Genomic DNA, 22163 nt, shown 5'->3' with positions numbered 1-22163 from the left:
AATACAACCATGTATTACTGCTTAATTTATTGAAAATTAACATCAAATTATAAAAATTTGGTTCCATTTTCACGAAATTTAAAGGGATTATTAACCAAAAACCATAAATTAATATGAAAAATATTTCCCTTCCTGTAAGATTTGGGTTAGTTATAAGCGCATGTTTAATTGCCTTTTTTTTAATCCTGTCTTTGTTTAATTTACATACTAATCCTTTTTTTAGTTTATTTAATGGTGTAATAACAGGTTTTGGTATTTATGAAACTATAAAGTATTATAAATTACAACAAGCTGACAAATTTAGTTACACAGGCGGTTTTACCGTAGGTATCATTGCAGGTTTTATAGCTGCAATTTTGTTTACAGTATTTTTTACCTTTTATGCTACAGAAGTTGATACTGAATTTTTGACCAAATTATTAACCGTTTTTAAAAGTGACTATAATGTACAAATAGGCTTAGTTGCTTTTGTTGTTGCGATTATGGGATTTGCAACAACAGTAGTTATTACACTTACTTGTATGCAACTTTTTAAAAATAGCAGAAATATGCCTCAAAATCAATAAAAGGTTTGTAGATTAATTAATTAGAAGTATATTTGCATCCGTTTTCTCAGGAAAATGAGATTATTTTATATAAACTAATTAATAAAAACGTTACGCTATGTACGCAATTGTAGAGATAGCAGGGCATCAATTTAAAGTTGAAAAAGACCAAAAAGTTTTTGTTAACCGTTTAGCAACAGAAGAAGGAGAAGCAGTGTCTTTTGACAATGTCCTTTTAATTGCAGATGGTTCTAACATAACTGTAGGCGCCCCAGCTATAGGCGGAGCACAAGTAAGTGCAAAAGTCTTAAAGCACCTTCAAGGTGATAAAGTTATTGTTTTCAAGAAGAAAAGAAGAAAAGGTTACCGTAAGAAAAACGGACACAGACAAGCCTTAACTGAAATCGTAATTGAAAGTATAGTAGCTTCAGGAGCTAAGCCAGCAGCGAAAGCTGAAAAAGCTGCTCCAAAAAAAGAAACTAAAAAAGTAGAAGCTAAAGCTGCACCTAAAAAGGCTGCTAAAGCATCAGGTAAAGCTGACGACTTGAAAAAAGTTGAAGGTATTGGACCAAAAATTGCTGAAACATTAGTTGAAGCAGGAATCGCTACTTTTGCTGAATTAGCAAAAACTGATGCAGCTAAAATTTCTGAAATTATCGCAGGTGTACGTGGTAATCACGTAACTGACACATGGCCAGCACAAGCTCAATTAGCTGCTGATGGTAAGTGGGATGAGTTAAAGAAATGGCAAGACGAATTAGATGGTGGTAAAGCGTAATTGCTAAAACACTTTAAGTATAACAATTTAAACACTTAAGATCATGGCTCACAAAAAAGGGGTTGGTAGTTCGAAGAATGGTAGAGAATCAGAATCGAAACGTTTAGGCGTAAAGATATTTGGTGGACAAGCTGCTATTGCTGGAAACATTATCATAAGACAAAGAGGTAACACACACCATCCAGGTGAAAACGTATACCAAGGAAAAGATCATACTTTACATGCTAAAGTTGATGGTTTAGTAAAATTTACAAAGAAAAGAGACAATAAGTCTTATGTTTCTATTGAGCCTTTCCAAGCTTAATAATTTTATTTCCTAAAAAATTAAAACCCTTTCTATTTATTTAGAAAGGGTTTTTTGTTGTTTTAGTATGTCGTTTATAATTTTTAAATGATGGTTGGTGTGCATTAGTAAAAATTTGGGTACACGTTTGGTATTTATGTGTCCAAATAAAGGATGTTTAAAATAGGCGTTTTTGCCTAAGTTTGTTAGTGTAGTAATATTAGATTTTGCTAATGTAATTTGTTGTGTTAAATCTGCTTTAGTAATATTTTCTGGTGGTAGTACATGTTTTGGAGCTTTTGCTTTTCCTCTGGGGAAAAAGCCTAATATAAAAAAGACTTTTCCTAAAAGTGTAAAGTTATTTTTAAATTGTTTTGGATCTGATGTATTGGTAGCAATACTTACGTTGTTTATTACTTTAAGACTGTGGTCTATATGCCAAGCTATATTGCTTTTAGATACTTTAGGGTTTGATTGGTCGTGATTTATTATGTGATGTTCTAAATTATTTATGGCTGTAGTAAGTTTTTGTATGGACATGGTCTTGTTTTTGTCTTGTGAAGATACTTAAAACGAACTTGACTTAACAAAAATGAAACCATTTTACTAGAAGAACTGTGTTTTTGCGGATTAGTTTGCAATAAGGGTTGTAGTGGCATCCTTTTTTGAGGCACGAGAAAAAGATATAACGGAAAGCGTGGTTGTTTTTGGTTTTTTATCCAAAAACAAATTGCCATAAAACAAAAAAAATCCCAAACATTGCTGCTTGGGATTTAATATGTAATTTCAAAGTATGTGATTGCTAGAACACTAAAAAGTGACTTGCAACGACGCTTTGATTAGTATCTGTAATGTTCAGGCTTGTATGGTCCTTCAACTTTAACACCAATATAATCAGCTTGGTAATCTGCTAATTCTGTTAGCTCTACACCAATTTTTTCTAAATGTAATTTAGCTACTTTTTCGTCTAAATGCTTTGGTAACATGTATACGTCGTTTTCGTAATTATCGCTATTTTTCCAAAGTTCGATTTGTGCTAAAGTTTGGTTTGTAAATGAGTTAGACATTACAAAACTAGGGTGTCCTGTTGCGCAACCTAAGTTTACTAAACGTCCTTCGGCAAGCAAGATAATATCTTTACCATCAATGTTGTATTTGTCAACCTGAGGTTTGATTGTGTCTTTAGTATGACCATGGTTTTTGTTTAACCATCCTACTTGGATTTCGTTATCAAAGTGACCGATGTTTGCTACGATTACTTTGTCTTTCATTGCTTCAAAATGCTCTGCACGTACAATGTCTTTGTTACCTGTAGTTGTAATGATTATATCAGAATTACCAACAACTGTTTCTAGTTTTTTAACTTCAAAACCGTCCATTGCTGCTTGTAATGCACAAATTGGGTCAATTTCTGTTACTGTTACAATACTTCCAGCACCTTTAAAAGACGCAGCAGTACCTTTACCAACGTCTCCATAACCACAAACAGTTACACGTTTACCTGCTAACATAATGTCTGTTGCACGACGTATTGCGTCTACTGCAGACTCTTTACATCCGTATTTGTTGTCAAATTTAGATTTAGTTACAGAATCGTTTACGTTAATTGCTGGCATTGTTAATGTACCGTTTTTAACACGCTCGTATAATCTGTGTACTCCTGTTGTAGTTTCTTCAGATAATCCTTTAATTCCTGCAGATAATTCTGGGTATTTATCTAAAACCATGTTAGTTAAATCTCCACCATCATCTAAAATCATGTTTAATGGCTTACGGTCTTCTCCAAAAAATAAGGTTTGCTCGATACACCAATCAAATTCTTCTTCAGTCATGTCTTTCCAAGCGTACACAGCTGTACCTGCATCTGCAATTGCAGCAGCAGCTTGATCTTGTGTAGAGAAAATGTTACAAGAGCTCCAAGTAACTTCTGCTCCTAAAGCTTGTAAAGTTTCAATTAAAACAGCAGTTTGGATAGTCATGTGTAAACATCCAGCAATACGTGCTCCTTTTAAAGGTTGTTCGTTTTTGTATTCTTCACGTAAACTCATTAAACCTGGCATTTCTGCTTCGGCTAAATTAATTTCTTTTCTTCCCCAAGCCGCAAGCGACATGTCTTTTACCTTATTAGGCACGTAAGCAACGTTTTTTGTACTCATATTATTTCTCTCTTTATTTTATAAATGAAACACCTTTGGGAATTAGCACTTAAAATGGTTAAATTCGCTTAACAAAAATGCATATTTCGCCTTAGGCTTTGCAAAGATAACTAATAGAATTTAGAATATTAAATGCCTCTATATAAAACCCTTACTCCAAATTCACAAACTACTGTTAAAATCTGGAAGATTGAAGAGTCTTATGACCAATTAATCAATGGATTAGATTTAAAACCAGAGAGTTTAGATCGTGTCTTAGGTATGAAAAGTGAGCTGCATCAACGTGGTTTTTTAAGTGTTAGACACTTGCTTAATGCTTTTGGTTATACCGATCATGATTTATTTTATGACGCGAATGGCAAACCACATTTAAAGGATGGAAAGCATATATCTATAACCCATAGCTTTACATTTTCTGGCGTTATTATTAGCGATACAGAAGTTGGTATAGATATAGAAAGACAGCGCCAAAAAATAGCAGTTATTGCTAAAAAGTTTGTGGCGTACGAGTTTGAATATTTGGATAAAGAAGCTTCTGATTATATTAATAAACTAACTGTTATTTGGGGAATAAAGGAATCTTTATACAAATTGTTTGCAACTCCAGGAATGTTGTTTAAGGAACATTTTTTGGTAATTCCGTTTTCTATAATTGATGCCCAAACGGTTTGTTGGATAGATTATAAGGGTTTAAAAAAACGTTATACTGCCAATTACTTAGAGTTTGAAGGTTTTACTTGTGCTTATGTTATAGAATAATGAGTGTTTACAACGACATACTTTCCGCGAAAGCGAAACAAGAAAAATTATTAGCTATACTAATTGATCCTGATAAATTTGATATTAAATTATTATCGCTATTTGCCAATAAAATTAATCACTCTGTAATAACACATGTTTTTGTTGGTGGTAGTACAGTTGAGTTGGAAGTGACGCAAAAATTAGTTGCTGCTCTAAAACCACTAACTAAATTACCCATTGTGCTATTTCCTGGTGATGTAACGCAAATATCAAAGGATGCTGACGCTATCTTGTTTTTGTCCTTAATTTCTGGTCGAAACCCTAAATATTTAATCGAAAAACAAATTGAAGCGGTTTCTATTTTAAAAAATACCGACTTGGAGGTTATTCCAACTGGTTATATTTTGATTGAAAATGGAAAAGAAACTGCGGTCCAAAAAGTAACAAAAACTAAACCGATCCCAACTGCTTTGCATACTTTAGTTGCTGATACAGCAAAAGCTGGTGAATTAATGGGTAAAAAAATTATTTATTTAGAAGCTGGAAGTGGAGCATTACATCCTGTACCATTACAAATGATTAAGTTTGTGAAACAAGATTTAACAATCCCTTTAATAGTTGGAGGTGGTATTAGAAGCAAACAACAATTGGATAACGCTTATAGTGCAGGAGCAGATTTAGTAGTAATTGGTACTGCTTTTGAAGAAAACCATGACTTTTTTGAAGAATTAAAACTATAAACCATGAAAATATCGGTAGATTTAACTTTATCACCATTAAGTAATAATTATGAGCAGCACGTTATTGATTTTATTAAAGCTTTACGTGACTCTAATTTTACGGTTTTAGAAAACCCATTAAGTACTCAGGTTTTTGGCGAATTTGACCAGTTGATGCCTTTTTTAAACGAAAAGATTAAAGCTTCGTTTGAAAATCAAGACATATGTGTACTAACTATGAAAGTTGTAAAAACAGACAGAAGCGATTATGAGCCACATTTTTGATTTCCTTTTTGGGCAATATTTTGAATACGAAACAACAGATGTGGTTTTAGAGATTATTGCTGTAATTTTTGGTTTTTTATCTGTATTGTTTTCTAAACAAAATAAAATTTGGGTGTTTCCTACAGGTATGATAAGTACCTTAATTTTTGTGTATTTATTATTAAAATGGGGTCTGTTAGGCGATATGATGATTAACGCTTATTATTTTGTAATGAGTGTTTATGGTTGGTATATATGGACAAGAAAAGTGGACGATCAACACGTTACACCTATTTCTGTTACCACAAAAAAGGAAAAAAAATTAAGTGTAATTATTTTTTTAGCAACTATGTTATTTGTGTTTGTAGTTTATAAAACATTTGATAAGTGGACTAGTTGGGTAGCATATGTTGATACCATTACTACTGCAATATTTTTTGTTGGTATGTGGTTGATGGCTAAACGTAAAATTGAAAACTGGATTTACTGGATTATAGGAGATATTATCTCTGTTCCTTTATATTTTTATAAAGGATTTACGTTTACTTGTTTTCAGTATTTAGGATTTACAGTAATTGCAATATTTGGTTATTTACAATGGAAAAAACACTTGAACAGCAACCTGCAAACTGTGTAAAAATAGTTTTGTTTGGACCAGAATCTACTGGAAAAACGACGTTATCTCAACAATTAGCTAGGCATTATCATTCCGTTTGGGTACCTGAATACGCTAGAGATTATTTACAAAATAAATGGAATAACAAACGTAAAACCTGCGAAACTCACGATTTACTTCCAATAGCTATGGGTCAAATGAGTATGGAAAACCGTTTGGCGAAAAAGACAGAATCTGTACTAATTTGTGATACTGATTTATTAGAGACTAAAGTATACTCTGAAACCTATTACTCTGGGACTTGCAATCCAGTTTTAGAAAAATATGCTATAAAAAATACTTATGATTTATACTTTTTAACGTATATTGATACACCTTGGGAAGCGGATGATTTAAGGGACAAGCCTGAAGAAAGAGAAGCAATGTTTGAAACGTTTAAATCTACATTAATAAAATATAATCGACCTTATGTATTATTAAAAGGAGATAAGAAAACAAGATTACAATTAGCCATAAAACATATAGATTTATTATTAGCAAAACATAATGATGCAGTTTAATAGTTCAGATAAAATTTTCATAGAAAAAAAAGGATTAACACTTAAAAAGGTAGAGCAACAATTACAGTTGCTTAAAACAGGATTACCCTTCATTAATTTAGAAAGAGCAGCAACTATTGAAGACGGAATACTTAAGTTTTCTGAGCAAGAGAAATCGGGTTTAATAAAGGTTTATGATGCTCAAAAAGAAGCAATCAAAATTGTCAAATTTGTTCCTGCTTCTGGAGCAGCGACCAGGATGTTTAAATTTTTATTTGATTTTATCAAGGATTTTAAGCCTAAAAAGCAAAGTATAAATGCTTATGTAAATAAATTTAAGGCTTCAGAGTTATCTTTATTTTTTATTGGGTTAGAAAAACTACCTTTTTATAATCTAGTAATAACCTATTTAAAGTCACAAAACAAAAACTATAATAAATTATCAAACGATGAAAAATTGGTTGCGTTTATCAAAGCTATTTTAAACGATGATCAATTAGCTTTTAGTGCTTTTCCAAAAGGATTATTACCGTTTCATAAATATAAAAATCATTTAGCAAGCGCTTTTGAGGAGCATTTATTTGAGGCTGCATTGTACTCGACCTCAAATGGTAAAGCTTCTCTTCATTTTACTATTTCAGAAAAACATAAAGAAAAGTTTGATGCTGAGTTTGCTAGAATTCAACAAATAGTTGAAAGCAAAACCAATACTAAATTTGATATTTCTTTTTCTTATCAAAAAGAATCTACAGATACAATAGCAGTTTCAGCAAAAAATGAAATTGTTAGAGAGGACAATCACGAGCTATATTTTAGACCATCTGGTCATGGTGCTTTACTTGAAAACCTAAACGACTTTGATGCTGACATTATTTTTATTAAAAATATTGATAATGTTGTAGTTTATAAATATGAAGAAGAAGTCGCTAAGTCTAAAAAAATGCTAGCAGGTTTATTGATTAATATAAAAAAGCAAGCGTTTAAGTATGCCAAAGATTTAGATACAAAGCAATTGTCGCATGAGGATATAGTTGAAATCGCAGAGTTTTTGATTTGTAAAATGAATGTTGTAATTTCTCCTGAATTTGAAAAATATTCTACAGCATATCAAATAGATTATTTAAAAAATAAACTAGACAGACCAATCCGTATTTGTGGTATGGTTGAAAACGAAGGAGAGCCAGGAGGAGGTCCATTTTGGGTTAAAGATGAAGGTGCAAATCTGTCTTTGCAAATAGTAGAATCTGCTCAAATTAACAAAAAGGATAAAGAACAAAAAAACATCTTAAAAAAAGCGACGCATTTTAATCCTGTAGACATTGTTTGTAGTATAAAAAACTATAAAGGCGAAACGTATGATCTTCAAAAATTTGTTGACCACCAAACAACTTTTATTACTATGAAAACAAAAGTTGGAAAAGATATTAAAGCGTTAGAGTTGCCAGGACTTTGGAACGGAAGTATGTCCAATTGGAATACTATTTTTGTGGAAGTACCTTTAGTTACCTTCAATCCAGTAAAAACGGTTAATGACTTACTAAAACCAACACATCAAGTCTTATAACGTGTTAGACAAACAAGCTTTAGAGAAAGAATTTAACCTTAAAGCTATCAGAAGTTCTGGTAGTGGTGGACAGCATGTCAATAAGGTTGCTACTAAAATAGAGTTAAGTTTTTCTATTAATGATTCTGTAGTTCTTGCAAACGACCAAAAAGAACGGATTATATCAAAATTAGCAACTAGGCTAACTAAAGATCAGGTATTATTATTGCAATGTGGAGACACTAGAAGTCAATTAAAAAATAAAGGGATTATTATAAAACGTGCAATTGCTATTTTACAACAAGCTTTACAAGTAGATCCAGAGCGTAAACCAACCAAAATCCCAAGAGCAGTTATTCGTAAACGCTTAAAAAACAAAAAACACAACTCAGATATAAAAGCTAATCGAAAAAAACCAAAAATAGAGTAGCTTATTATATCAGTCTTAATTGTATTTTAACAATATTAATTATTGCGTAGATTATTCTTTGAAAAAAAAATCAAGAATCATATTTCATAAATCAAAATTCTAATCTACCTTTGCAGCGTTCTCAAAAAAGGGGTGCCTATATCGGCTGAGATCATACCCATTGAACCTAGAACAGGTAATGCTGTTTAGGAAATTTGAAACACATTTTTTGTGTTACTATGTAATATATAGAGAGTCTATGTATTACAAAATTTAATTAATAACAATTAAGAATAATTACCTCTTTTTATTCGATTAGTAATTTAATCGTAATGAAAAATTTATTTCTTTTTTTAACACTATTAGTGTTATCGGTCAGTGTTAACGCACAAGACAAAAAAACAGTTGAGTCGGACTCTACAAAAATCACAAAACTTGATGAAGTGTTACTATCTGCTACTAGAGCAAAGGATAAGACACCAGTAGCTTTTTCAAACATCACAAAAGAAGAGTTAGAATCTATAAATCTTGGTCAGGATTTACCAGTATTATTAGATCAATTACCATCTGTAGTAACAACAAGTGATGCAGGAGCAGGTGTTGGTTATACAGGGATTAGAGTTAGAGGTAGTGATGCGACACGTGTCAATGTGACTATCAACGGAATACCTTACAATGACCAAGAAAGTCAAGGGACATTCTGGGTTAATATGCCTGATTTTGTAAGTTCTGTTGAGGATATTCAATTACAACGTGGTGTTGGAACATCTACCAATGGATCTGGTGCTTTTGGAGCTAGCTTAAACTTAAAAACACTTAATCCATCGACTGATGGTTATGCTACAACAACTAACGCAGTAGGTAGTTTTGGAACTAGAAAACATAATATTAGTATTGGTTCTGGAATTAAAAATAATTTTTATGCTGAAGCTAGATTATCCAATATACAAAGTGATGGATATATTGATAGAGCTAGAGCAGACTTAAATAGTTATTATACAGAAGCTGGTTTTGTTAACGAAAAAACATCCATAAAAGCTATTGTTTTTGGAGGAAAAGAAGAGACTTACCAGTCTTGGTACGGAACACCAGAAGCAGTTGTTAATAACGATTTAGAAGGAATTCAGGCTTTTATTGATAGAAATTATCCAAGTGATGCAGAAGCTGAAAATTTATTAAATTCAGGAAGAACTTATAATTACTACACTTATGATAATGAAATTGATAGCTATCAACAAACACATTATCAATTACATGCTTCTCACCAATTTAACTCTATATTTTCTGCTAATATTTCTGGTAATTTTACAACAGGTAAAGGTTATTATGAACAATATAAAGATGGTGAGGAATTAGGTGACTATTTCCCAAATAATGTAAATGCTTCAGACGAAGGTGATGTCATTAGAAGACGTTGGTTAGATAATAACTTTACAGCAATTGTATATTCACTTAACTATAAAAAGGATAAGTTAAATTTATATTTAGGTGGTGGATATAATTCTTATAAAGGGGATCATTTTGGTGAAGTTATCTGGGATTCATTTGAAACACCAATACCTGTAAGAAGCAATTATTATTTTAGTTATGGAGATAAACAAGATTTTAATACGTACTTAAAAGCCGAGTATAATATCAATTCAAATTTATTTGCATTACTAGATTTACAATATAGAACGGTTGATTATGAGTCTGTTGGAACAAGCTCAGATTTACTAGATATTAATGTAAAAGAAACGTATAATTTTTTCAATCCAAAAATGGGATTAACCTACAGGATTAATAATAATAGTAATGTGTATGGATCTTACGCTGTAGGTAACAGAGAGCCAAATCGTGACGATTTAACAAAAAATCCAATCAAGCCAGTATCGGAACAGTTACATGATTTTGAGTTTGGTTATAAATTACAAAATTCTAAGTTTTACTTAAACGCTAATTTATACTATATGGATTATAAAGATCAATTAGTGTTAACAGGAGATTTAGATGATGTTGGTGATCCAATCAGACAAAATGTAGCAGATAGTTACAGAGCTGGTATCGAGATACAAACAGGATATAAATTATCGGATCAATTTAGGATTGATGCTAATGCAACTTTTAGTCAAAACAAAATTAAAGCGTTTGATTATGTCGTTTATGACACGCAGTATGACCCTAGCACATTTGATACAGTATCTTATGATGCTGTTGTGACAACTTATAATGATACAGATATCTCATTTTCGCCAAACGTAATTTTTGGTAGTACATTAACCTACTCGCCAATTAAAAATGCTAACATCGCTTTATTATCTAAGTACGTTGGGCAACAATATTTAGACAACACGTCAAGTGATAGTAAAAGTATGGATGGCTATTTTGTAAATAACTTAAATGTGTCTTATCGTATCAAACCAACTTGGATTAAAGAGATCGCTTTTAATGTATTGGTTAACAATGTGTTTAATAATAAATATGTGTCTAATGGTTATACGTATAGCTATTTTTATAGACCAGAAAACTCTAATGATGCACCAATCACAGAAAATTTTTATTACCCACAAGCAACCACTAACTTTTTAGCAGGTGTAACCTTAAAATTTTAACCAATAATTTTTTAACAACCCTTTAAAAGCATCTCTAATTTAGAGGTGCTTTTTTAGTTATTGTAAACTCTAATAACATCTCCATTAACCTCTACAAAGTAAGGTTTTAAACTATATTGTCCACTAGTACCATCAAAAGGAACACCTCCACCAGCAACACTATAACTATTACCATCATCACAATTACAAGTTGCAATACCACTTTCAACAGTTAGTAAAGAGCAGTCTGAAGGGACGTGATTAGGGTCTGTAATTTCTAAAGCATAATAAGTGTTACCTGTGTAATAAATAACAATACCATTATACCCAAAACCATTAATAACAATACTACCACCAGGAAACTCTAAGTCATTATATTGTGGTAAAGTTGTGTTTATGGAATTAAAAGTGTCAAAATTAATATTTGGTATAAAATTATTGCTGTTATCAGCATCATCGTTTTTTTGACATGACGTTATTAGCGCAAAGCATAATATTATTGTAGTTAAAGACCTTAACATATAAATTTAATAATTTTTTAGGATTGCAATTTACAACAATTACAATGTTGAGTTAAATATTTTGTATATTTGTAAGACAAAATCTCGTGTCGACGAGATTTTTGTGTTTAACGCTAAATTGTTTTAGCGTCTTTTTATTTAAACGAAAAAAATATGAGTAAAGTATCTTATTATACAGCAGAAGGGTTAAAAAAATTGCGTGACGAGCTTAAGCAGCTTAAGGATGTGGAGCGCGTTAAGGCCTCTAGAGCAATAGCAGAAGCAAGAGATAAAGGTGATTTAAGTGAAAATGCAGAGTATGATGCAGCCAAGGAAGCGCAAGGTATGCTAGAAATGCGTATCGCGAAGCTAGAAGATCAAATGGCTGGAGCACGTGTTATTGACGAGTCACAAATGGACACCTCTAAAATATTAGTCCTATCTAAAGTAAAAATCAAAAACCAAACCAATGGTATGGAAATGAATTATACTTTAGTAGCAGATGGCGAAGCAGATTTAGCCTCAGGTAAAATATCTGTAAACAGCCCAATAGGTAAAGGTTTATTAGGGAAATCAGTTGGTGATGTTGCCGAAATACAAGTACCAAGTGGTATTATTAAATTTGATATTGTCGAAATTAGTAGATAATATTTCATTTAAATAATAACGCTAAAGCGGAAATATATAAAAATGTAAATTTTTTTAAGATTCCTGTTTATTCTGAGACAAATTTCAGGTTAGCAGGAATCTTTTTTTATCTTTAGTTTCTAAACCGAAACCTATATGTCATCCATTTTTACAAAAATAGTAAACGGAGAAATTCCGTGTTATAAAGTAGCCGAAACCGAAGATTTTTTAGCCTTCTTAGATGTTAATCCTAATGCTAAAGGACATACCTTATGTATTCCTAAAAAAGAAGTAAATAAACTTTTTGATTTAGACCAAACCACTTATACTCAGTTAATGCTATTTTCCAGAAAAGTGGCAATAGCTTTAGAAAAAGCTGTGCCTTGTAAACGTGTTGGTGTAAGTGTAATTGGTTTAGAAGTACCACATGTACATGTGCATTTAATACCATTAAATACAATGGAAGACGCAAGGTTTATTAATAAAGTGTCTTTACAAAAGGAAGATTTTGATGCTTTAGCAAAAGCAATTGCTGCCAATTTATAATTGGTAAACTAAAACGCTTAGTATTGCAGCAATTAAAAGGGTAGCTGCACCAATTAAAATCCAAAACAGACTTTTGTACTTTTTAGATGATTTTTTAGGCTGGAAAGCTTTCATCTGGTAGTCATAAACGCGCTCAATGTCATCCGTCCAACGTGCTGGATAGATTTTAGTATTACAAACAATGCAATTCATTTCCGTACTTACCTCTTGTGTAATGCTTTTATAAAAAGAAGTTTCAATAAAACGTTGTTTAAACGTTAATTGCAGTCCTTTAGTGCTAAAGCATTCAGGGCAATTATTATTTAAATCAACAGTATTTATTGTTAGTAATCTATCAGACATTTATATTGTTTTTAGGCTAATCTGCATAGTTGTTCCTTTTCCTTTTTCAGAGTGCAAAACTTTTATACGACCATTATGAAAGTCTTCTACAATTCGTTTTGCCAATGATAAGCCAAGTCCCCAACCACGTTTTTTAGTTGTATAACCAGGCTCAAAGATAGTACTAAATTCGTTTTTACTTATTCCTTTTCCTGTATCTGTTACAGTTATTTTTACACGTTGTTCTAACTGTGTGATACTGACATGCAAATCACCTTTTCCCTTCATGGCATCTATAGCATTTTTAACTAAATTTTCAATAGTCCAACCATATAATTGGGTATTTAAATTAACGTATATAGGGTGATCAGGTAAAGTGATATCAAAATTTATTAGTCTTGAAGATCTTGTTTTTAAGTAGTCATAAGCGTCTTTGGTTTCAGCAACAATATCAACCTTATTTAGTGTTGGAAGCGATCCTATTTTACTAAATCGCTCTGTGATTGTTTGCAAACGACTAATGTCTTTTTCTATTTCTTTTATGTATTCAGGATTAGTATTTTCACCTTTTAAAATTTCGGTCCAACCAATTAATGATGATAAAGGCGTCCCGATTTGATGTGCGGTTTCTTTAGCCATTCCTGACCATAATTTATTTTGAGTTGCAATTTTAGAGCTGCGATAAAAAAAGTAAACCACTGCTCCAAATAAGACAATAATTAATAACAGCGCTAATGGATAATATTTTAGTTTATTTAAAAGTGGTGAGTTTCCGTAGTATAGCATACCTAAGGACTCATCGCTATTAGTTTTGTTATTATAATAGGATAATGCAATAGGGTGGTTTTCTTCTTCAAATTGTAATTGACTTTTTCTTAAAAAAGCATCAACATTTTTTATTCCTAAAGTATCTAAATTATTAAAGCTACTTATTTCTCCTTTAGGAGATACTAAAATCATTGGAGTTGTAGAGGTGGAATCTGTTATAATAAATGTTGTGACATTGTTTACTTCGCCATCCAACCCGTTTCTAAAACTATTTAAAAAATCACTTTGTGCATAGGACCATGTTTGCATTTTTCTGCGTTCTTCTGCTTTAAATTTTTGAAAAAACACATACGTATTCCATAGTATTAAAGAGATAATAGCAAATGAAGCAATAATTATTATCCAGCGTATAAGCTGACGATGTTTTGTAAAAAACATGATTGTTAGTTTTTGGTGTTAATATAATGCAATTCTGTTAATATTATAGTGGAGGTTGGTTACTAATTGCCTTTTAGTTGACCGTCAGATTGTGTATTTTTGTAGTAAACAATACTCCTTTATGTTATCATTTACACCACAAGAATTCTCTACAGCTAAATTACATGGCTATTTACTTAGTGCTGTTGCACCTAGACCAATAGCTTTTGCTAGTACAATAGATGCAGACGGAAAACCTAATTTATCACCTTTTAGTTTTTTTAATGTGTTTAGTGCTAATCCACCAATATTAATTTTTTCGCCAGCAAGACGTGTTAGAGATAATACTATTAAGCATACATTGGTTAATGCAGAAGCTACTAAAGAGGTTGTAATTAATGTGGTCAACTACGATATTGTACAGCAAATGTCTTTAAGTAGTACAGAGTATCCTGAAGGTATAAACGAATTTGAAAAAGCAGGTCTGACTATGTTAAAATCAGATGTGGTAAAACCATTTAGGGTAGCAGAAAGTCCTGTACAAATGGAATGTAAAGTTAATCAAATCGTGCATCTTGGTGAAAACGCTGGAGCAGGTAATTTAATTATTTGTGAAGTGGTTAAAATGCATGTGTCTGAAGATGTCTTGGATGAAAATGGTGCAATTGACCAAAATAAATTAGATTTAGTATCTAGAGCAGGAGGTAGTTATTATAGCAGAGCAAAATCTGGATTTTTTGAAATTCCAAAACCGTTGTCAACCCTTGGTATAGGTGTTGACGCTTTACCAAAAGCAGTTAGAGAAAGTGCTGTTTTAACAGGAAATGATTTGGGACTTTTAGGGAATGTTGAAAACTTACCTGAGGAAAATAGCATTCAGGCTTTTAAAAACCAACATAATTTAAGTTCTTTGTCGACTGAACAAAAACATAAAAAAGCAAAAGACTTTTTAAGTTTTAGTGATGTGGAAAGCGCTTGGAAAGTGTTGTTATCGTAAGTTTACGATATTTAATTAGACGAATATTTAATAATTATATAGAAAATGGAAGTACAAGGTAAAGTTAAGCTAGTAGGAGAAACTCAAAGTTTTGGTAGCAACGGATTTAGAAAAAGAGAATTAGTAGTAACTACAGAAGAGCAATATCCTCAACATATTTTAGTAGAGTTTGTTCAAGATAAATGTGATTTATTAAACAACTATCAAGTAGGTCAAGATGTTAAAGTTAACATCAATTTACGTGGTAGAGAATGGGTTAATCCTCAAGGAGAAACTAAATATTTTAACTCTATTCAGGGTTGGAGAATTGAAGGCGTACAAGCAGGAGCAGCACCTCAAGGGATGCCAGAAGTGCCACCAGCACAAGCTTTTGAGCCAGCTAACAATGTAAAAGATGAAGATCACGACGATTTACCATTTTAAGTAATAGTCAATCTTTAAACAATAACTTTATTAAAATTAGTTGTTGTACTAGATATAAAAAACCTCAAGACTTTTGTTTTGAGGTTTTTTTATAAAAAAAAGTCTTGTAATTAAACAAGACTTTTTAAAATAGTGGATTTTATTAGCCTTTAGTTATAAACTTTAAAAACAGTGGAAAACTAATTATCAATATAAAGACTACATAAATATCTGAAAAATAAATTAATTAGAAGATAAAACGTTGGTAATTAATGTTATAAAATTAAATATTAGTGTTTTTTGTAAGTAAATACAGTTTATAATAAGGTTTTCTAATTCAATTTCTTACTTTAATATCTTAAACTAATTGACGACAAATGGAATTTTTAAATAATAATCATGTGTTTCCTGAAGTTGATAAAGCCACAGAAGATGGTCTTTTAGCTGTTGGTGGAGATTTAAGTGCAAACCGATTGTTAACTGCGTATCAAAAAGGCATTTTTCCTTGGTTTGAAGACGATAATACTATAATGTGGTGGTCTCCAGATCCTAGATTTGTATTGTTTCCAAAAGATTTAAAAGTGTCTAAAAGCATGAAGCAAATCCTGCGTAACACAGATTTTGTGGTCACAGTTAATAAAGATTTTAACGCTGTTATTACATCTTGTGCTGCAGCAAAACGACCAGGACAAGATGATACTTGGATTACAAAAGGTATGATTGACGCCTATACTAAATTACATCAATTAGGTTATGCAAAGTCTATAGAAGTTTGGCTGAATAATACACTTGTTGGAGGCTTATATGGTGTAGACTTAGGTAACGGTGTTTTTTGTGGAGAAAGCATGTTTGCTAAAGTAAGTAATGCCAGTAAAGTAGGGTTTATAAGTTTTATTCAAAATACAAACTATAAGCTTATTGACTGTCAAGTTTACACAAATCACTTGGAAAGTTTAGGTGCAATGGATATTTCTAGAGTGCAGTTTTTAAAGTATTTAACTTAAACCTCATGGTATCTAAAACAAGCTACTTCATGGTCATTAACCATGCCTACAGCTTGCATAAATGCGTAAACAACAGTTGATCCAACAAATTTAAAACCTCGTTTTTTTAAATCTTTACTTAAGGCATCACTAATTGTAGTATTTGCAGGTGCACTTTTATAATGTGCTACTTTATTTTTTATAGGTGTATTATTTACAAAAGCCCATAAATAAGTGCTAAAACTACCAAACTCTTTTTGGATGTCCATAAATAATTGGGCATTAGTAATCGTGGCATTGACTTTTAATTTATTTCTAATAATGCCAGCATTTTGTAATAATTCAGATTTTTTTTCTTCGTTGTACTTAGCTATTTTTTGATAATCAAATTGGTCAAATGCATCAAAAAAATTATTACGTTTTCTTAAAATAGTTATCCAACTAAGTCCAGCTTGGAAGGTTTCTAAGATTAAAAACTCAAATAGTGTAGCATCATCATATACAGGAGTTCCCCATTCTTTATCATGATAAGCTTCATATAAATCATCTCCAACGCACCAACCGCATTTATGTTTAGTCATTTTGTTTCGTTTTTCGATATTCTTTTATGGCAATTAACATGTAAATAAGCACTATTACATGTCTTATGTCAAACAAATATAGATTTTTAAAAATATGATAATTAGGAATCAAATTAAGACTTTTACAAGCAAATAAGCTGAAAAAACCAACAAATAAAATAGGTTTAATGGTTCTTAAAGTTAACATTGTAAGGAAGTTTTAATAATTTCTACTAATGTAACAACAGTAACTTATAAATCATAATAGTTGCTGTATTTTTGTACTATGGATACACTTAAAGATACAATTATCAAACAAATTTTACAAGATGGGTTGGATAATAGCATGAGCTATGCTGAATATAGAGATTTGGTTTTGACTAAAGTCGAAAACAATTCAAACACAGGTCATGAGGTTAATGAAGCTTTAGCTAATTATACAATGCTTAACAATAAGCGCATGAAGCGTTGGGATAAAACGATTAAGATTGGAGAAGGCGTTGCAGATGCTATTAAACATAAAACATTTAATCAAACTTGGATTATAATAACAGAAAGTTGGTGTGGAGATGCTGCACATGTAATGCCTGTTATTAATAAAATTGCAGAATTAAACGATGGTATCAATTTTAGAGTTGTATTAAGAGATGATAACGAAGCGTTAATGGACCAATTTTTAACTAACGGTTCTAGGTCTATAGCTAAGTTAATTATTTTAGATACAATTACTAAAGATGTTATTGCTACTTATGGTCCAAGACCAAGCACAGCAACATTATTGGTAAATGACTATAAAGCTAAGTATGGTAAATTAACGCCAGAGTTTAAAGAAGACTTACAACAATGGTATAATAAAGATAAAGGTCATACTGTTATAGCGGATTTAGTCGCTTTAATTGGTTAAATAATATATATTCTCTTTTATATTTAAAGGAGAATATATCTATTTTCCGTTAAACTGAAATGTAATAGATCCTAATTGCTTTGATTTTGTTGAGGTACTAAACTTAGCGTCCTTAGCATATTGTAAAGCATGTTCTTGTAAACATGCATTATTAGAAGTTGAAGCATTGTTGATATATGCATCTATAACAGTACCATTACTATTTACGGTTATATTAACTACAATTTTACCTTCTGCATCACATAAATAAACAGGAATTGGCAAGTATTGATCTGTCCGACCTTTTAAAGAATAGTATATAGAGCTGTTAGTGTTGGCCACATTACTTTGTTTCGTACTACTGTTTTTAGACCGTTTGCTAAGTATTTCATTTACGCTATTAAAACTAGTTAATGTCTTTTCAGAGATTGCAGAATTACCATGACTTGCTTCCGTAGTTTCTTCAGTCTTGATATCGTTTTTATAGGTTTCTAATTTTGGATTAATATAATCCTCAGGAGGAGCTATAGGTTTGTAAGCTTGTGCGTAGTGTTTATAGTTTTCAGAAGTGTTAAAGGCTTTGTTTGTTGCTTTATTGGCGCTTTTAATGGGTGTTTGCTCGGCTATATTTTCAATAATATCTTCAACTTGCTCTATGTCGTACAATGTTTCAGCTACAGCTGTATTTGTTTTAAAAACAGTCACATTTAATACAGACAACAGCAATGTACCTGTTATTAATAAAGTTATAGCTAGCGCTTTATGAGAGTTTTTTAAAAGCATGTAATACAAACGATTTTTAACTAATTGTTAGTATATGTATATACGTTTGCAAAGTATAAAAAGATGTGTTTTAGTCCTTTTTTGGGAGGTTTTTAATAAAATCATCTATCGAAAGACCATTTTTTACATCAAAATCACCAATTTTTGTGCGACGTAAAACAGATAAGTGTCCGCCGGAATTTAATGCTTTTCCAAAATCGTTAGCTAAAGATCGTATGTAAGTCCCTTTACTGCATACCACTTTAAAATCAATATTTAGACCATCAATGTTAGTAATCTCAAATTCTTGAATTAATATTTTTCTGGATTTAACTTCAACGGTTTCACCAGCTCTAGCATATTCGTAAAGGCGCTTTCCTTCTTTTTTTAAAGCAGAAAATATTGGAGGAAATTGGTCGATTTCACCTGTAAACTGTTTAGTCGTTTGGTGTATTAAATCTTCGGTAATATGGCTGGTATTAAAAGTCTCGTTAATTTCGGTTTCTAAATCGTATGAAGGCGTTGTGCTTCCTAAAACAATTGTTCCTGTATACTCTTTAATTTGACCTTGAAAGGTGTCTATTTGTTTGGTCATTTTACCAGTACAAATAACTAGCAATCCAGATGCTAATGGATCTAAAGTTCCAGCATGACCCACTTTTATTTTTTTAATATTAAAAGCTTGACGGATTTCCCAACGTAGTTTGTTTACCACCTGAAAAGACGTCCAATCTAATGGCTTGTCTATAAGTAAAACTTGTCCTGCTAAATAATCTTCTTTAGTCATTGACTTAATTTAATAGTGCAAATGTTATTGCAATTATACCAACAATAGCACAGTAAATAGCAAAATAGGATAGCTTACTTTTTTTAACCAAGCTAATCATCCAAGTGCAAGCAAATAATCCAGCAACAAAAGCAGCTATAAAACCAGCGGATAATGCAGTGATATTTTGACTATCAAAATTTAAATCACCTCCTAAAATGTCTTTGGCTATTTTTCCGAATATTAAAGGTACAACCATTAAAAAAGAAAAGCGTGCAGCTTTAGTTTTGTCATTACCTAATAATACAGAAGTAGATATGGTTGCTCCACTTCTGGAAATACCAGGAAGCATAGCTATTGCTTGAGACACACCTATAATTAAAGCATCTTTAAAGGATACGTTTTTATTTGTGTTTTTAGCTTTATCAGCAAAAAATAATAGTATTGCTGTGACTAATAACATACAACCTACTAAAAGAATATTACCACCAAAAAGTTGTTCTAATTGTTCTTCAAAAAACAATCCTACAAAAGCAGCAGGAAGCATAGAGATTGCAATTTTTGTTACAAACTTGGTGTCCTCATTCCATTTAAAAGCCAAAAAGCCTTTAATAATATCTAAAATATCTTTTCTAAAAATAACAATGGTACTTAACGCAGTTGCAAAATGAAGAACTACGGTAAATAATAAGCTTTCTTCAGGAATACTTTTATCGCCTAAAATGGCTTTACCTATTTCTAAATGACCACTTGAAGACACAGGAAGAAACTCAGTTAATCCTTGTACTATACCTAATAAAATTGAATCGAAAATATCCATGTTGGCAAAAGTATTAAAATACTATGACCAAATGATACAATGAAGTTGAAATTTAATAGTCTAATTTCAATAAAAATAAACTACTAGAAGTGTTATTCGGCTTTAGGCTTAGATAGTATAGCGTAAACCTGTATACCAAAGCCAATAATTACTAAAGCAGGAGCCAAACGGATACGTCTCCAGCTAAAAATAGCATCACTAAATACATTTGGGTCGTCACTACCACCACCAGACATCAAAATGAAGCCTAAGGCAATGCAAGCTAAGCCAATAAACATAAATTTATAGTTGTGCTTACCAAAAACTATTTCGGTTTTTAAACTGTTTTTATTGTTTTTGTTGCTTTCTCCCAAAGTATTATTTGTGTTGATTTTTGACAAATTTAAACTTTTTAAATTAATCGTAAATAAATTTTGTTTGATGTTTTTTAATAGTCACTTTATCTGTGTGTGCAACTTTAGTTTCAAACTTATTAGTTGTTGTCGCTAAATAAGCAATAATTGCAACTAGACCTATTAATACAAATGTGATTCGTTTCATAAACATTAGTTTTAGAGTTATTAATCATTTTAAAGTATTAGTTGGTCAATAGTGCGTTATTTTTTGGTTAAGTAAATATAACGCGCTAAAGTGCAAAGTATTGTTAACGCTTTAGTTAAAAGCTGTTAAATTAATACAGTTGATCGGTCTTTAAATTTAAAAAACGTTGTGTTGCAAAATGAGTACTTATCCAAGTAATAAGGATACCTAGTAAAAAGATTATTAAAAATAAACCACCTATTAAAATAGGGCTTTGACGTAAAACTAATTCCGGAAAAGCTTGGTCCACATAATATACTATAAAGCCTAAGCCTACTAATGCAAGGATAGCACCGAGTATACCAAGTTTAATACTTTTCCAAACAAATGGTCTACGTATAAAGCGTTTGGTAGCGCCTACCATTTGCATCGTTTTTATAGTAAAACGCTTAGCGTAAACAGATAATCTAATGCTACTATTAATTAGTAATACAGCAATTAAAGTAAAAATAGCACTTAGTAATAAGACCCAAAAGCTAATTTTTTTAACACGACTATTCATTAAGGTTACTAAATCTTTGTCATACCTAACTTCTTCAACAAAACCTTTTTCTAATGCAGTTGCAGCTAATTCTTCTAACTTATCAGAAGTCACAAAATCTGCTTTAAGGTTAACATCAATATTATTTTGTAAAGGATTAAATCCTAAAAACTCCATAAAATCTTCACCGTTTTCAGCTTTCATAGACTCAGCTGCTTGCTCTTTAGAGATGTATTCTGTAGATTTTACATAATCTGCCAATGCTAAACTTTTTTCAAGTTGCTTAACTTCGACGTCCTTGGCGTTGTCTTTTAAATAAATAGTAACCGTTACTTGTTCTTTAAACAAGTCTGCTACTTTTTTAGCGTTAAGAACCAAAAGTCCTAAAATACCCAATAAAAATAATACTAATGCAATACTTAGTACTACAGAAAAGTAAGAAGAAATTAATCTACGTTTTTGATATCTTTCAAAAGAAGAGCTCATAAATTGATGTTAGTTTATAGTGTAAAAATATAAAAGAAAATGAAATCCCTTTGATTTAGAACGTCAAACTTTTAATAGTCTTATAATAAGTTTAAATTTGTT

General features: G+C 31.3%; 29 protein-coding genes and 1 riboswitch. Of the genes, 17 read left to right on the top strand and 12 right to left on the bottom strand.

All coding sequences use genetic code 11. The features are described from left to right. The first annotated feature begins 113 nt into the window (after positions 1–113). The 3 genes from JM82_RS12105 to rpmA all read left to right on the top strand — a co-directional run bounded on the left by JM82_RS12105 (position 114) and on the right by rpmA (position 1627). On the top strand, positions 114–566 hold the full coding sequence (locus JM82_RS12105; protein WP_145004237.1) for a DUF4199 domain-containing protein: 453 nt from the start codon (positions 114–116) through the stop codon (positions 564–566). 97 nt (positions 567–663) lie between these two features. Then, positions 664–1323, top strand: a complete 660-nt coding sequence (gene rplU, locus JM82_RS12100; protein ID WP_145004235.1) for a 50S ribosomal protein L21 — start codon at positions 664–666, stop codon at positions 1321–1323. A 43-nt stretch (positions 1324–1366) separates the two neighbouring features. Continuing rightward, positions 1367–1627: a 50S ribosomal protein L27 gene (rpmA, locus tag JM82_RS12095; RefSeq protein WP_028283192.1), complete on the top strand. Its 261-nt coding sequence runs from the start codon at positions 1367–1369 to the stop codon at positions 1625–1627. Positions 1628–1663: 36 nt separating this feature from the next. Here the strand turns inward: rpmA and JM82_RS12090 are convergent, their stop codons facing one another. Together JM82_RS12090 and ahcY are read right to left on the bottom strand one after the other, a co-directional pair. Beyond that, positions 1664–2146 (bottom strand): DUF1569 domain-containing protein, encoded by a 483-nt coding sequence (locus tag JM82_RS12090; protein WP_145004233.1) that lies wholly within the window; start codon positions 2144–2146, stop codon positions 1664–1666. A 299-nt stretch (positions 2147–2445) separates the two neighbouring features. After that, entirely contained in the window at positions 2446–3762 is a 1317-nt protein-coding gene (gene ahcY / locus JM82_RS12085; RefSeq protein WP_145004230.1) for an adenosylhomocysteinase, read from the bottom strand. A gap of 132 nt (positions 3763–3894) precedes the next feature. On the opposite strand from ahcY, the gene JM82_RS12080 reads away from it, so the two are divergent. The 8 genes from JM82_RS12080 to JM82_RS12045 all read left to right on the top strand — a co-directional run bounded on the left by JM82_RS12080 (position 3895) and on the right by JM82_RS12045 (position 11184). Beyond that, entirely contained in the window at positions 3895–4521 is a 627-nt protein-coding gene (locus JM82_RS12080) for a 4'-phosphopantetheinyl transferase family protein (RefSeq protein WP_145004227.1), read from the top strand. Next, positions 4521–5243 (top strand): geranylgeranylglyceryl/heptaprenylglyceryl phosphate synthase, encoded by a 723-nt coding sequence (locus JM82_RS12075; RefSeq protein WP_315897457.1) that lies wholly within the window; start codon positions 4521–4523, stop codon positions 5241–5243. Before JM82_RS12080 ends, JM82_RS12075 begins: the two co-directional genes overlap by 1 nt. A gap of 3 nt (positions 5244–5246) precedes the next feature. After that, a complete protein-coding gene (locus tag JM82_RS12070) occupies positions 5247–5507 on the top strand; it encodes a hypothetical protein (protein WP_145004224.1) in 261 nt (86 codons plus the stop codon). Beyond that, positions 5491–6123 (top strand): nicotinamide riboside transporter PnuC, encoded by a 633-nt coding sequence (pnuC, locus tag JM82_RS12065; RefSeq protein ID WP_145004221.1) that lies wholly within the window; start codon positions 5491–5493, stop codon positions 6121–6123. The genes JM82_RS12070 and pnuC overlap by 17 nt, the downstream gene beginning before the upstream one ends. Then, entirely contained in the window at positions 6084–6662 is a 579-nt protein-coding gene (locus JM82_RS12060; protein WP_145004218.1) for an AAA family ATPase, read from the top strand. Before pnuC ends, JM82_RS12060 begins: the two co-directional genes overlap by 40 nt. Continuing rightward, positions 6649–8205, top strand: a complete 1557-nt coding sequence (locus JM82_RS12055; RefSeq protein ID WP_315897456.1) for a DUF4301 family protein — start codon at positions 6649–6651, stop codon at positions 8203–8205. The genes JM82_RS12060 and JM82_RS12055 overlap by 14 nt, the downstream gene beginning before the upstream one ends. Position 8206: 1 nt before the next feature. Then, complete coding sequence (gene arfB, locus JM82_RS12050; RefSeq protein WP_145004215.1) at positions 8207–8614, top strand: alternative ribosome rescue aminoacyl-tRNA hydrolase ArfB; 408 nt, start codon at positions 8207–8209, stop codon at positions 8612–8614. A 118-nt stretch (positions 8615–8732) separates the two neighbouring features. Further along, a riboswitch (TPP riboswitch) is annotated at positions 8733–8823 on the top strand. Positions 8824–8925: 102 nt separating this feature from the next. After that, positions 8926–11184 (top strand): TonB-dependent receptor, encoded by a 2259-nt coding sequence (locus JM82_RS12045; RefSeq protein WP_145004212.1) that lies wholly within the window; start codon positions 8926–8928, stop codon positions 11182–11184. 53 nt (positions 11185–11237) lie between these two features. Here the strand turns inward: JM82_RS12045 and JM82_RS12040 are convergent, their stop codons facing one another. Further along, positions 11238–11684, bottom strand: coding sequence for a hypothetical protein (locus tag JM82_RS12040; protein WP_145004209.1), 447 nt, complete (start codon positions 11682–11684; stop codon positions 11238–11240). A gap of 153 nt (positions 11685–11837) precedes the next feature. Between JM82_RS12040 and greA the strand changes: the two genes are divergently transcribed. After that, positions 11838–12311, top strand: coding sequence for a transcription elongation factor GreA (greA, locus tag JM82_RS12035; RefSeq protein ID WP_145004207.1), 474 nt, complete (start codon positions 11838–11840; stop codon positions 12309–12311). Between the two features lie 135 nt (positions 12312–12446). After that, a complete protein-coding gene (locus JM82_RS12030; protein ID WP_145004204.1) occupies positions 12447–12836 on the top strand; it encodes an HIT family protein in 390 nt (129 codons plus the stop codon). On the opposite strand, the gene JM82_RS12025 is transcribed toward JM82_RS12030, so the two are convergent. Together JM82_RS12025 and JM82_RS12020 are read right to left on the bottom strand one after the other, a co-directional pair. Then, positions 12831–13178, bottom strand: coding sequence for a hypothetical protein (locus JM82_RS12025; protein WP_145004201.1), 348 nt, complete (start codon positions 13176–13178; stop codon positions 12831–12833). The genes JM82_RS12030 and JM82_RS12025 overlap by 6 nt on opposite strands. Further along, the gene (locus JM82_RS12020) at positions 13179–14363 is read right to left on the bottom strand and encodes a sensor histidine kinase (protein ID WP_145004198.1); all 1185 of its coding nucleotides are present in this window, start codon (positions 14361–14363) and stop codon (positions 13179–13181) included. A gap of 121 nt (positions 14364–14484) precedes the next feature. On the opposite strand from JM82_RS12020, the gene JM82_RS12015 reads away from it, so the two are divergent. The 3 genes from JM82_RS12015 to aat all read left to right on the top strand — a co-directional run bounded on the left by JM82_RS12015 (position 14485) and on the right by aat (position 16745). Next, a complete protein-coding gene (locus JM82_RS12015; RefSeq protein ID WP_145004196.1) occupies positions 14485–15339 on the top strand; it encodes a flavin reductase family protein in 855 nt (284 codons plus the stop codon). A 45-nt stretch (positions 15340–15384) separates the two neighbouring features. Continuing rightward, entirely contained in the window at positions 15385–15762 is a 378-nt protein-coding gene (locus JM82_RS12010; RefSeq protein ID WP_145004194.1) for a DUF3127 domain-containing protein, read from the top strand. Between the two features lie 356 nt (positions 15763–16118). Next, positions 16119–16745, top strand: a complete 627-nt coding sequence (gene aat, locus JM82_RS12005; RefSeq protein ID WP_145004192.1) for a leucyl/phenylalanyl-tRNA--protein transferase — start codon at positions 16119–16121, stop codon at positions 16743–16745. Here the strand turns inward: aat and JM82_RS12000 are convergent. Continuing rightward, on the bottom strand, positions 16742–17305 hold the full coding sequence (locus tag JM82_RS12000) for a DNA-3-methyladenine glycosylase I (RefSeq protein WP_145004190.1): 564 nt from the start codon (positions 17303–17305) through the stop codon (positions 16742–16744). The two genes, aat and JM82_RS12000, sit on opposite strands and share 4 nt — an antisense overlap. Before the next feature lie 265 nt (positions 17306–17570). Here JM82_RS12000 and JM82_RS11995 point away from each other — a divergent pair, with 265 nt between their 5' ends. Next, the gene (locus JM82_RS11995; protein WP_145004187.1) at positions 17571–18188 is read left to right on the top strand and encodes a thioredoxin family protein; all 618 of its coding nucleotides are present in this window, start codon (positions 17571–17573) and stop codon (positions 18186–18188) included. Between the two features lie 39 nt (positions 18189–18227). Here the strand turns inward: JM82_RS11995 and JM82_RS11990 are convergent, their stop codons facing one another. The 6 genes from JM82_RS11990 to JM82_RS11970 all read right to left on the bottom strand — a co-directional run bounded on the left by JM82_RS11990 (position 18228) and on the right by JM82_RS11970 (position 22061). Beyond that, entirely contained in the window at positions 18228–18950 is a 723-nt protein-coding gene (locus JM82_RS11990) for an energy transducer TonB (RefSeq protein WP_145004184.1), read from the bottom strand. A gap of 70 nt (positions 18951–19020) precedes the next feature. Then, a complete protein-coding gene (truB, locus tag JM82_RS11985; RefSeq protein ID WP_145004181.1) occupies positions 19021–19716 on the bottom strand; it encodes a tRNA pseudouridine(55) synthase TruB in 696 nt (231 codons plus the stop codon). 4 nt (positions 19717–19720) lie between these two features. After that, positions 19721–20515: an undecaprenyl-diphosphate phosphatase gene (locus tag JM82_RS11980; RefSeq protein ID WP_145004178.1), complete on the bottom strand. Its 795-nt coding sequence runs from the start codon at positions 20513–20515 to the stop codon at positions 19721–19723. 92 nt (positions 20516–20607) lie between these two features. Next, positions 20608–20868 carry a DUF3098 domain-containing protein gene (locus JM82_RS11975; RefSeq protein WP_145006776.1) on the bottom strand — a complete coding sequence of 87 codons (261 nt, stop codon included), beginning with the start codon at positions 20866–20868 and terminating at the stop codon, positions 20608–20610. A 43-nt stretch (positions 20869–20911) separates the two neighbouring features. Continuing rightward, a complete protein-coding gene (locus JM82_RS16420; protein WP_186439217.1) occupies positions 20912–21055 on the bottom strand; it encodes a hypothetical protein in 144 nt (47 codons plus the stop codon). Positions 21056–21185: 130 nt separating this feature from the next. Then, positions 21186–22061, bottom strand: a complete 876-nt coding sequence (locus JM82_RS11970) for a cell division protein FtsX (RefSeq protein ID WP_145004175.1) — start codon at positions 22059–22061, stop codon at positions 21186–21188. Between the last annotated feature and the right edge of the window lie 102 nt (positions 22062–22163).

It is taken from the genome of Olleya sp. Hel_I_94, assembly GCF_007827365.1.
Lineage (GTDB): Bacteria > Bacteroidota > Bacteroidia > Flavobacteriales > Flavobacteriaceae > Olleya.
Note: the sequence above shows the minus strand (reverse complement) of the source record. Positions and strands in the feature narration are given on the sequence as shown.

Bases quoted from the DNA above. Each gene is read 5' to 3' on its own strand.
- JM82_RS12000 (WP_145004190.1), bottom strand. From the start codon at position 17,305: ATGACTAAACATAAATGCGGTTGGTGCGTTGGAGATGATTTATATGAA.
- JM82_RS11995 (WP_145004187.1), top strand. From the start codon at position 17,571: ATGGATACACTTAAAGATACAATTATCAAACAAATTTTACAAGATGGG.
- JM82_RS16420 (WP_186439217.1), bottom strand. From the start codon at position 21,055: ATGAAACGAATCACATTTGTATTAATAGGTCTAGTTGCAATTATTGCT.
- JM82_RS12010 (WP_145004194.1), top strand. From the start codon at position 15,385: ATGGAAGTACAAGGTAAAGTTAAGCTAGTAGGAGAAACTCAAAGTTTT.
- pnuC (WP_145004221.1), top strand. From the start codon at position 5,491: ATGAGCCACATTTTTGATTTCCTTTTTGGGCAATATTTTGAATACGAA.
- greA (WP_145004207.1), top strand. From the start codon at position 11,838: ATGAGTAAAGTATCTTATTATACAGCAGAAGGGTTAAAAAAATTGCGT.
- JM82_RS12060 (WP_145004218.1), top strand. From the start codon at position 6,084: ATGGAAAAAACACTTGAACAGCAACCTGCAAACTGTGTAAAAATAGTT.
- JM82_RS12015 (WP_145004196.1), top strand. From the start codon at position 14,485: ATGTTATCATTTACACCACAAGAATTCTCTACAGCTAAATTACATGGC.
- JM82_RS11970 (WP_145004175.1), bottom strand. From the start codon at position 22,061: ATGAGCTCTTCTTTTGAAAGATATCAAAAACGTAGATTAATTTCTTCT.
- JM82_RS12055 (WP_315897456.1), top strand. From the start codon at position 6,649: ATGATGCAGTTTAATAGTTCAGATAAAATTTTCATAGAAAAAAAAGGA.
- ahcY (WP_145004230.1), bottom strand. From the start codon at position 3,762: ATGAGTACAAAAAACGTTGCTTACGTGCCTAATAAGGTAAAAGACATG.
- JM82_RS12075 (WP_315897457.1), top strand. From the start codon at position 4,521: ATGAGTGTTTACAACGACATACTTTCCGCGAAAGCGAAACAAGAAAAA.
- rpmA (WP_028283192.1), top strand. From the start codon at position 1,367: ATGGCTCACAAAAAAGGGGTTGGTAGTTCGAAGAATGGTAGAGAATCA.
- JM82_RS12020 (WP_145004198.1), bottom strand. From the start codon at position 14,363: ATGTTTTTTACAAAACATCGTCAGCTTATACGCTGGATAATAATTATT.
- JM82_RS12025 (WP_145004201.1), bottom strand. From the start codon at position 13,178: ATGTCTGATAGATTACTAACAATAAATACTGTTGATTTAAATAATAAT.
- JM82_RS12040 (WP_145004209.1), bottom strand. From the start codon at position 11,684: ATGTTAAGGTCTTTAACTACAATAATATTATGCTTTGCGCTAATAACG.
- JM82_RS12030 (WP_145004204.1), top strand. From the start codon at position 12,447: ATGTCATCCATTTTTACAAAAATAGTAAACGGAGAAATTCCGTGTTAT.
- truB (WP_145004181.1), bottom strand. From the start codon at position 19,716: ATGACTAAAGAAGATTATTTAGCAGGACAAGTTTTACTTATAGACAAG.
- JM82_RS12045 (WP_145004212.1), top strand. From the start codon at position 8,926: ATGAAAAATTTATTTCTTTTTTTAACACTATTAGTGTTATCGGTCAGT.
- JM82_RS12070 (WP_145004224.1), top strand. From the start codon at position 5,247: ATGAAAATATCGGTAGATTTAACTTTATCACCATTAAGTAATAATTAT.
- JM82_RS11990 (WP_145004184.1), bottom strand. From the start codon at position 18,950: ATGCTTTTAAAAAACTCTCATAAAGCGCTAGCTATAACTTTATTAATA.
- JM82_RS12105 (WP_145004237.1), top strand. From the start codon at position 114: ATGAAAAATATTTCCCTTCCTGTAAGATTTGGGTTAGTTATAAGCGCA.
- rplU (WP_145004235.1), top strand. From the start codon at position 664: ATGTACGCAATTGTAGAGATAGCAGGGCATCAATTTAAAGTTGAAAAA.
- JM82_RS11980 (WP_145004178.1), bottom strand. From the start codon at position 20,515: ATGGATATTTTCGATTCAATTTTATTAGGTATAGTACAAGGATTAACT.
- aat (WP_145004192.1), top strand. From the start codon at position 16,119: ATGGAATTTTTAAATAATAATCATGTGTTTCCTGAAGTTGATAAAGCC.
- JM82_RS12090 (WP_145004233.1), bottom strand. From the start codon at position 2,146: ATGTCCATACAAAAACTTACTACAGCCATAAATAATTTAGAACATCAC.
- JM82_RS12080 (WP_145004227.1), top strand. From the start codon at position 3,895: ATGCCTCTATATAAAACCCTTACTCCAAATTCACAAACTACTGTTAAA.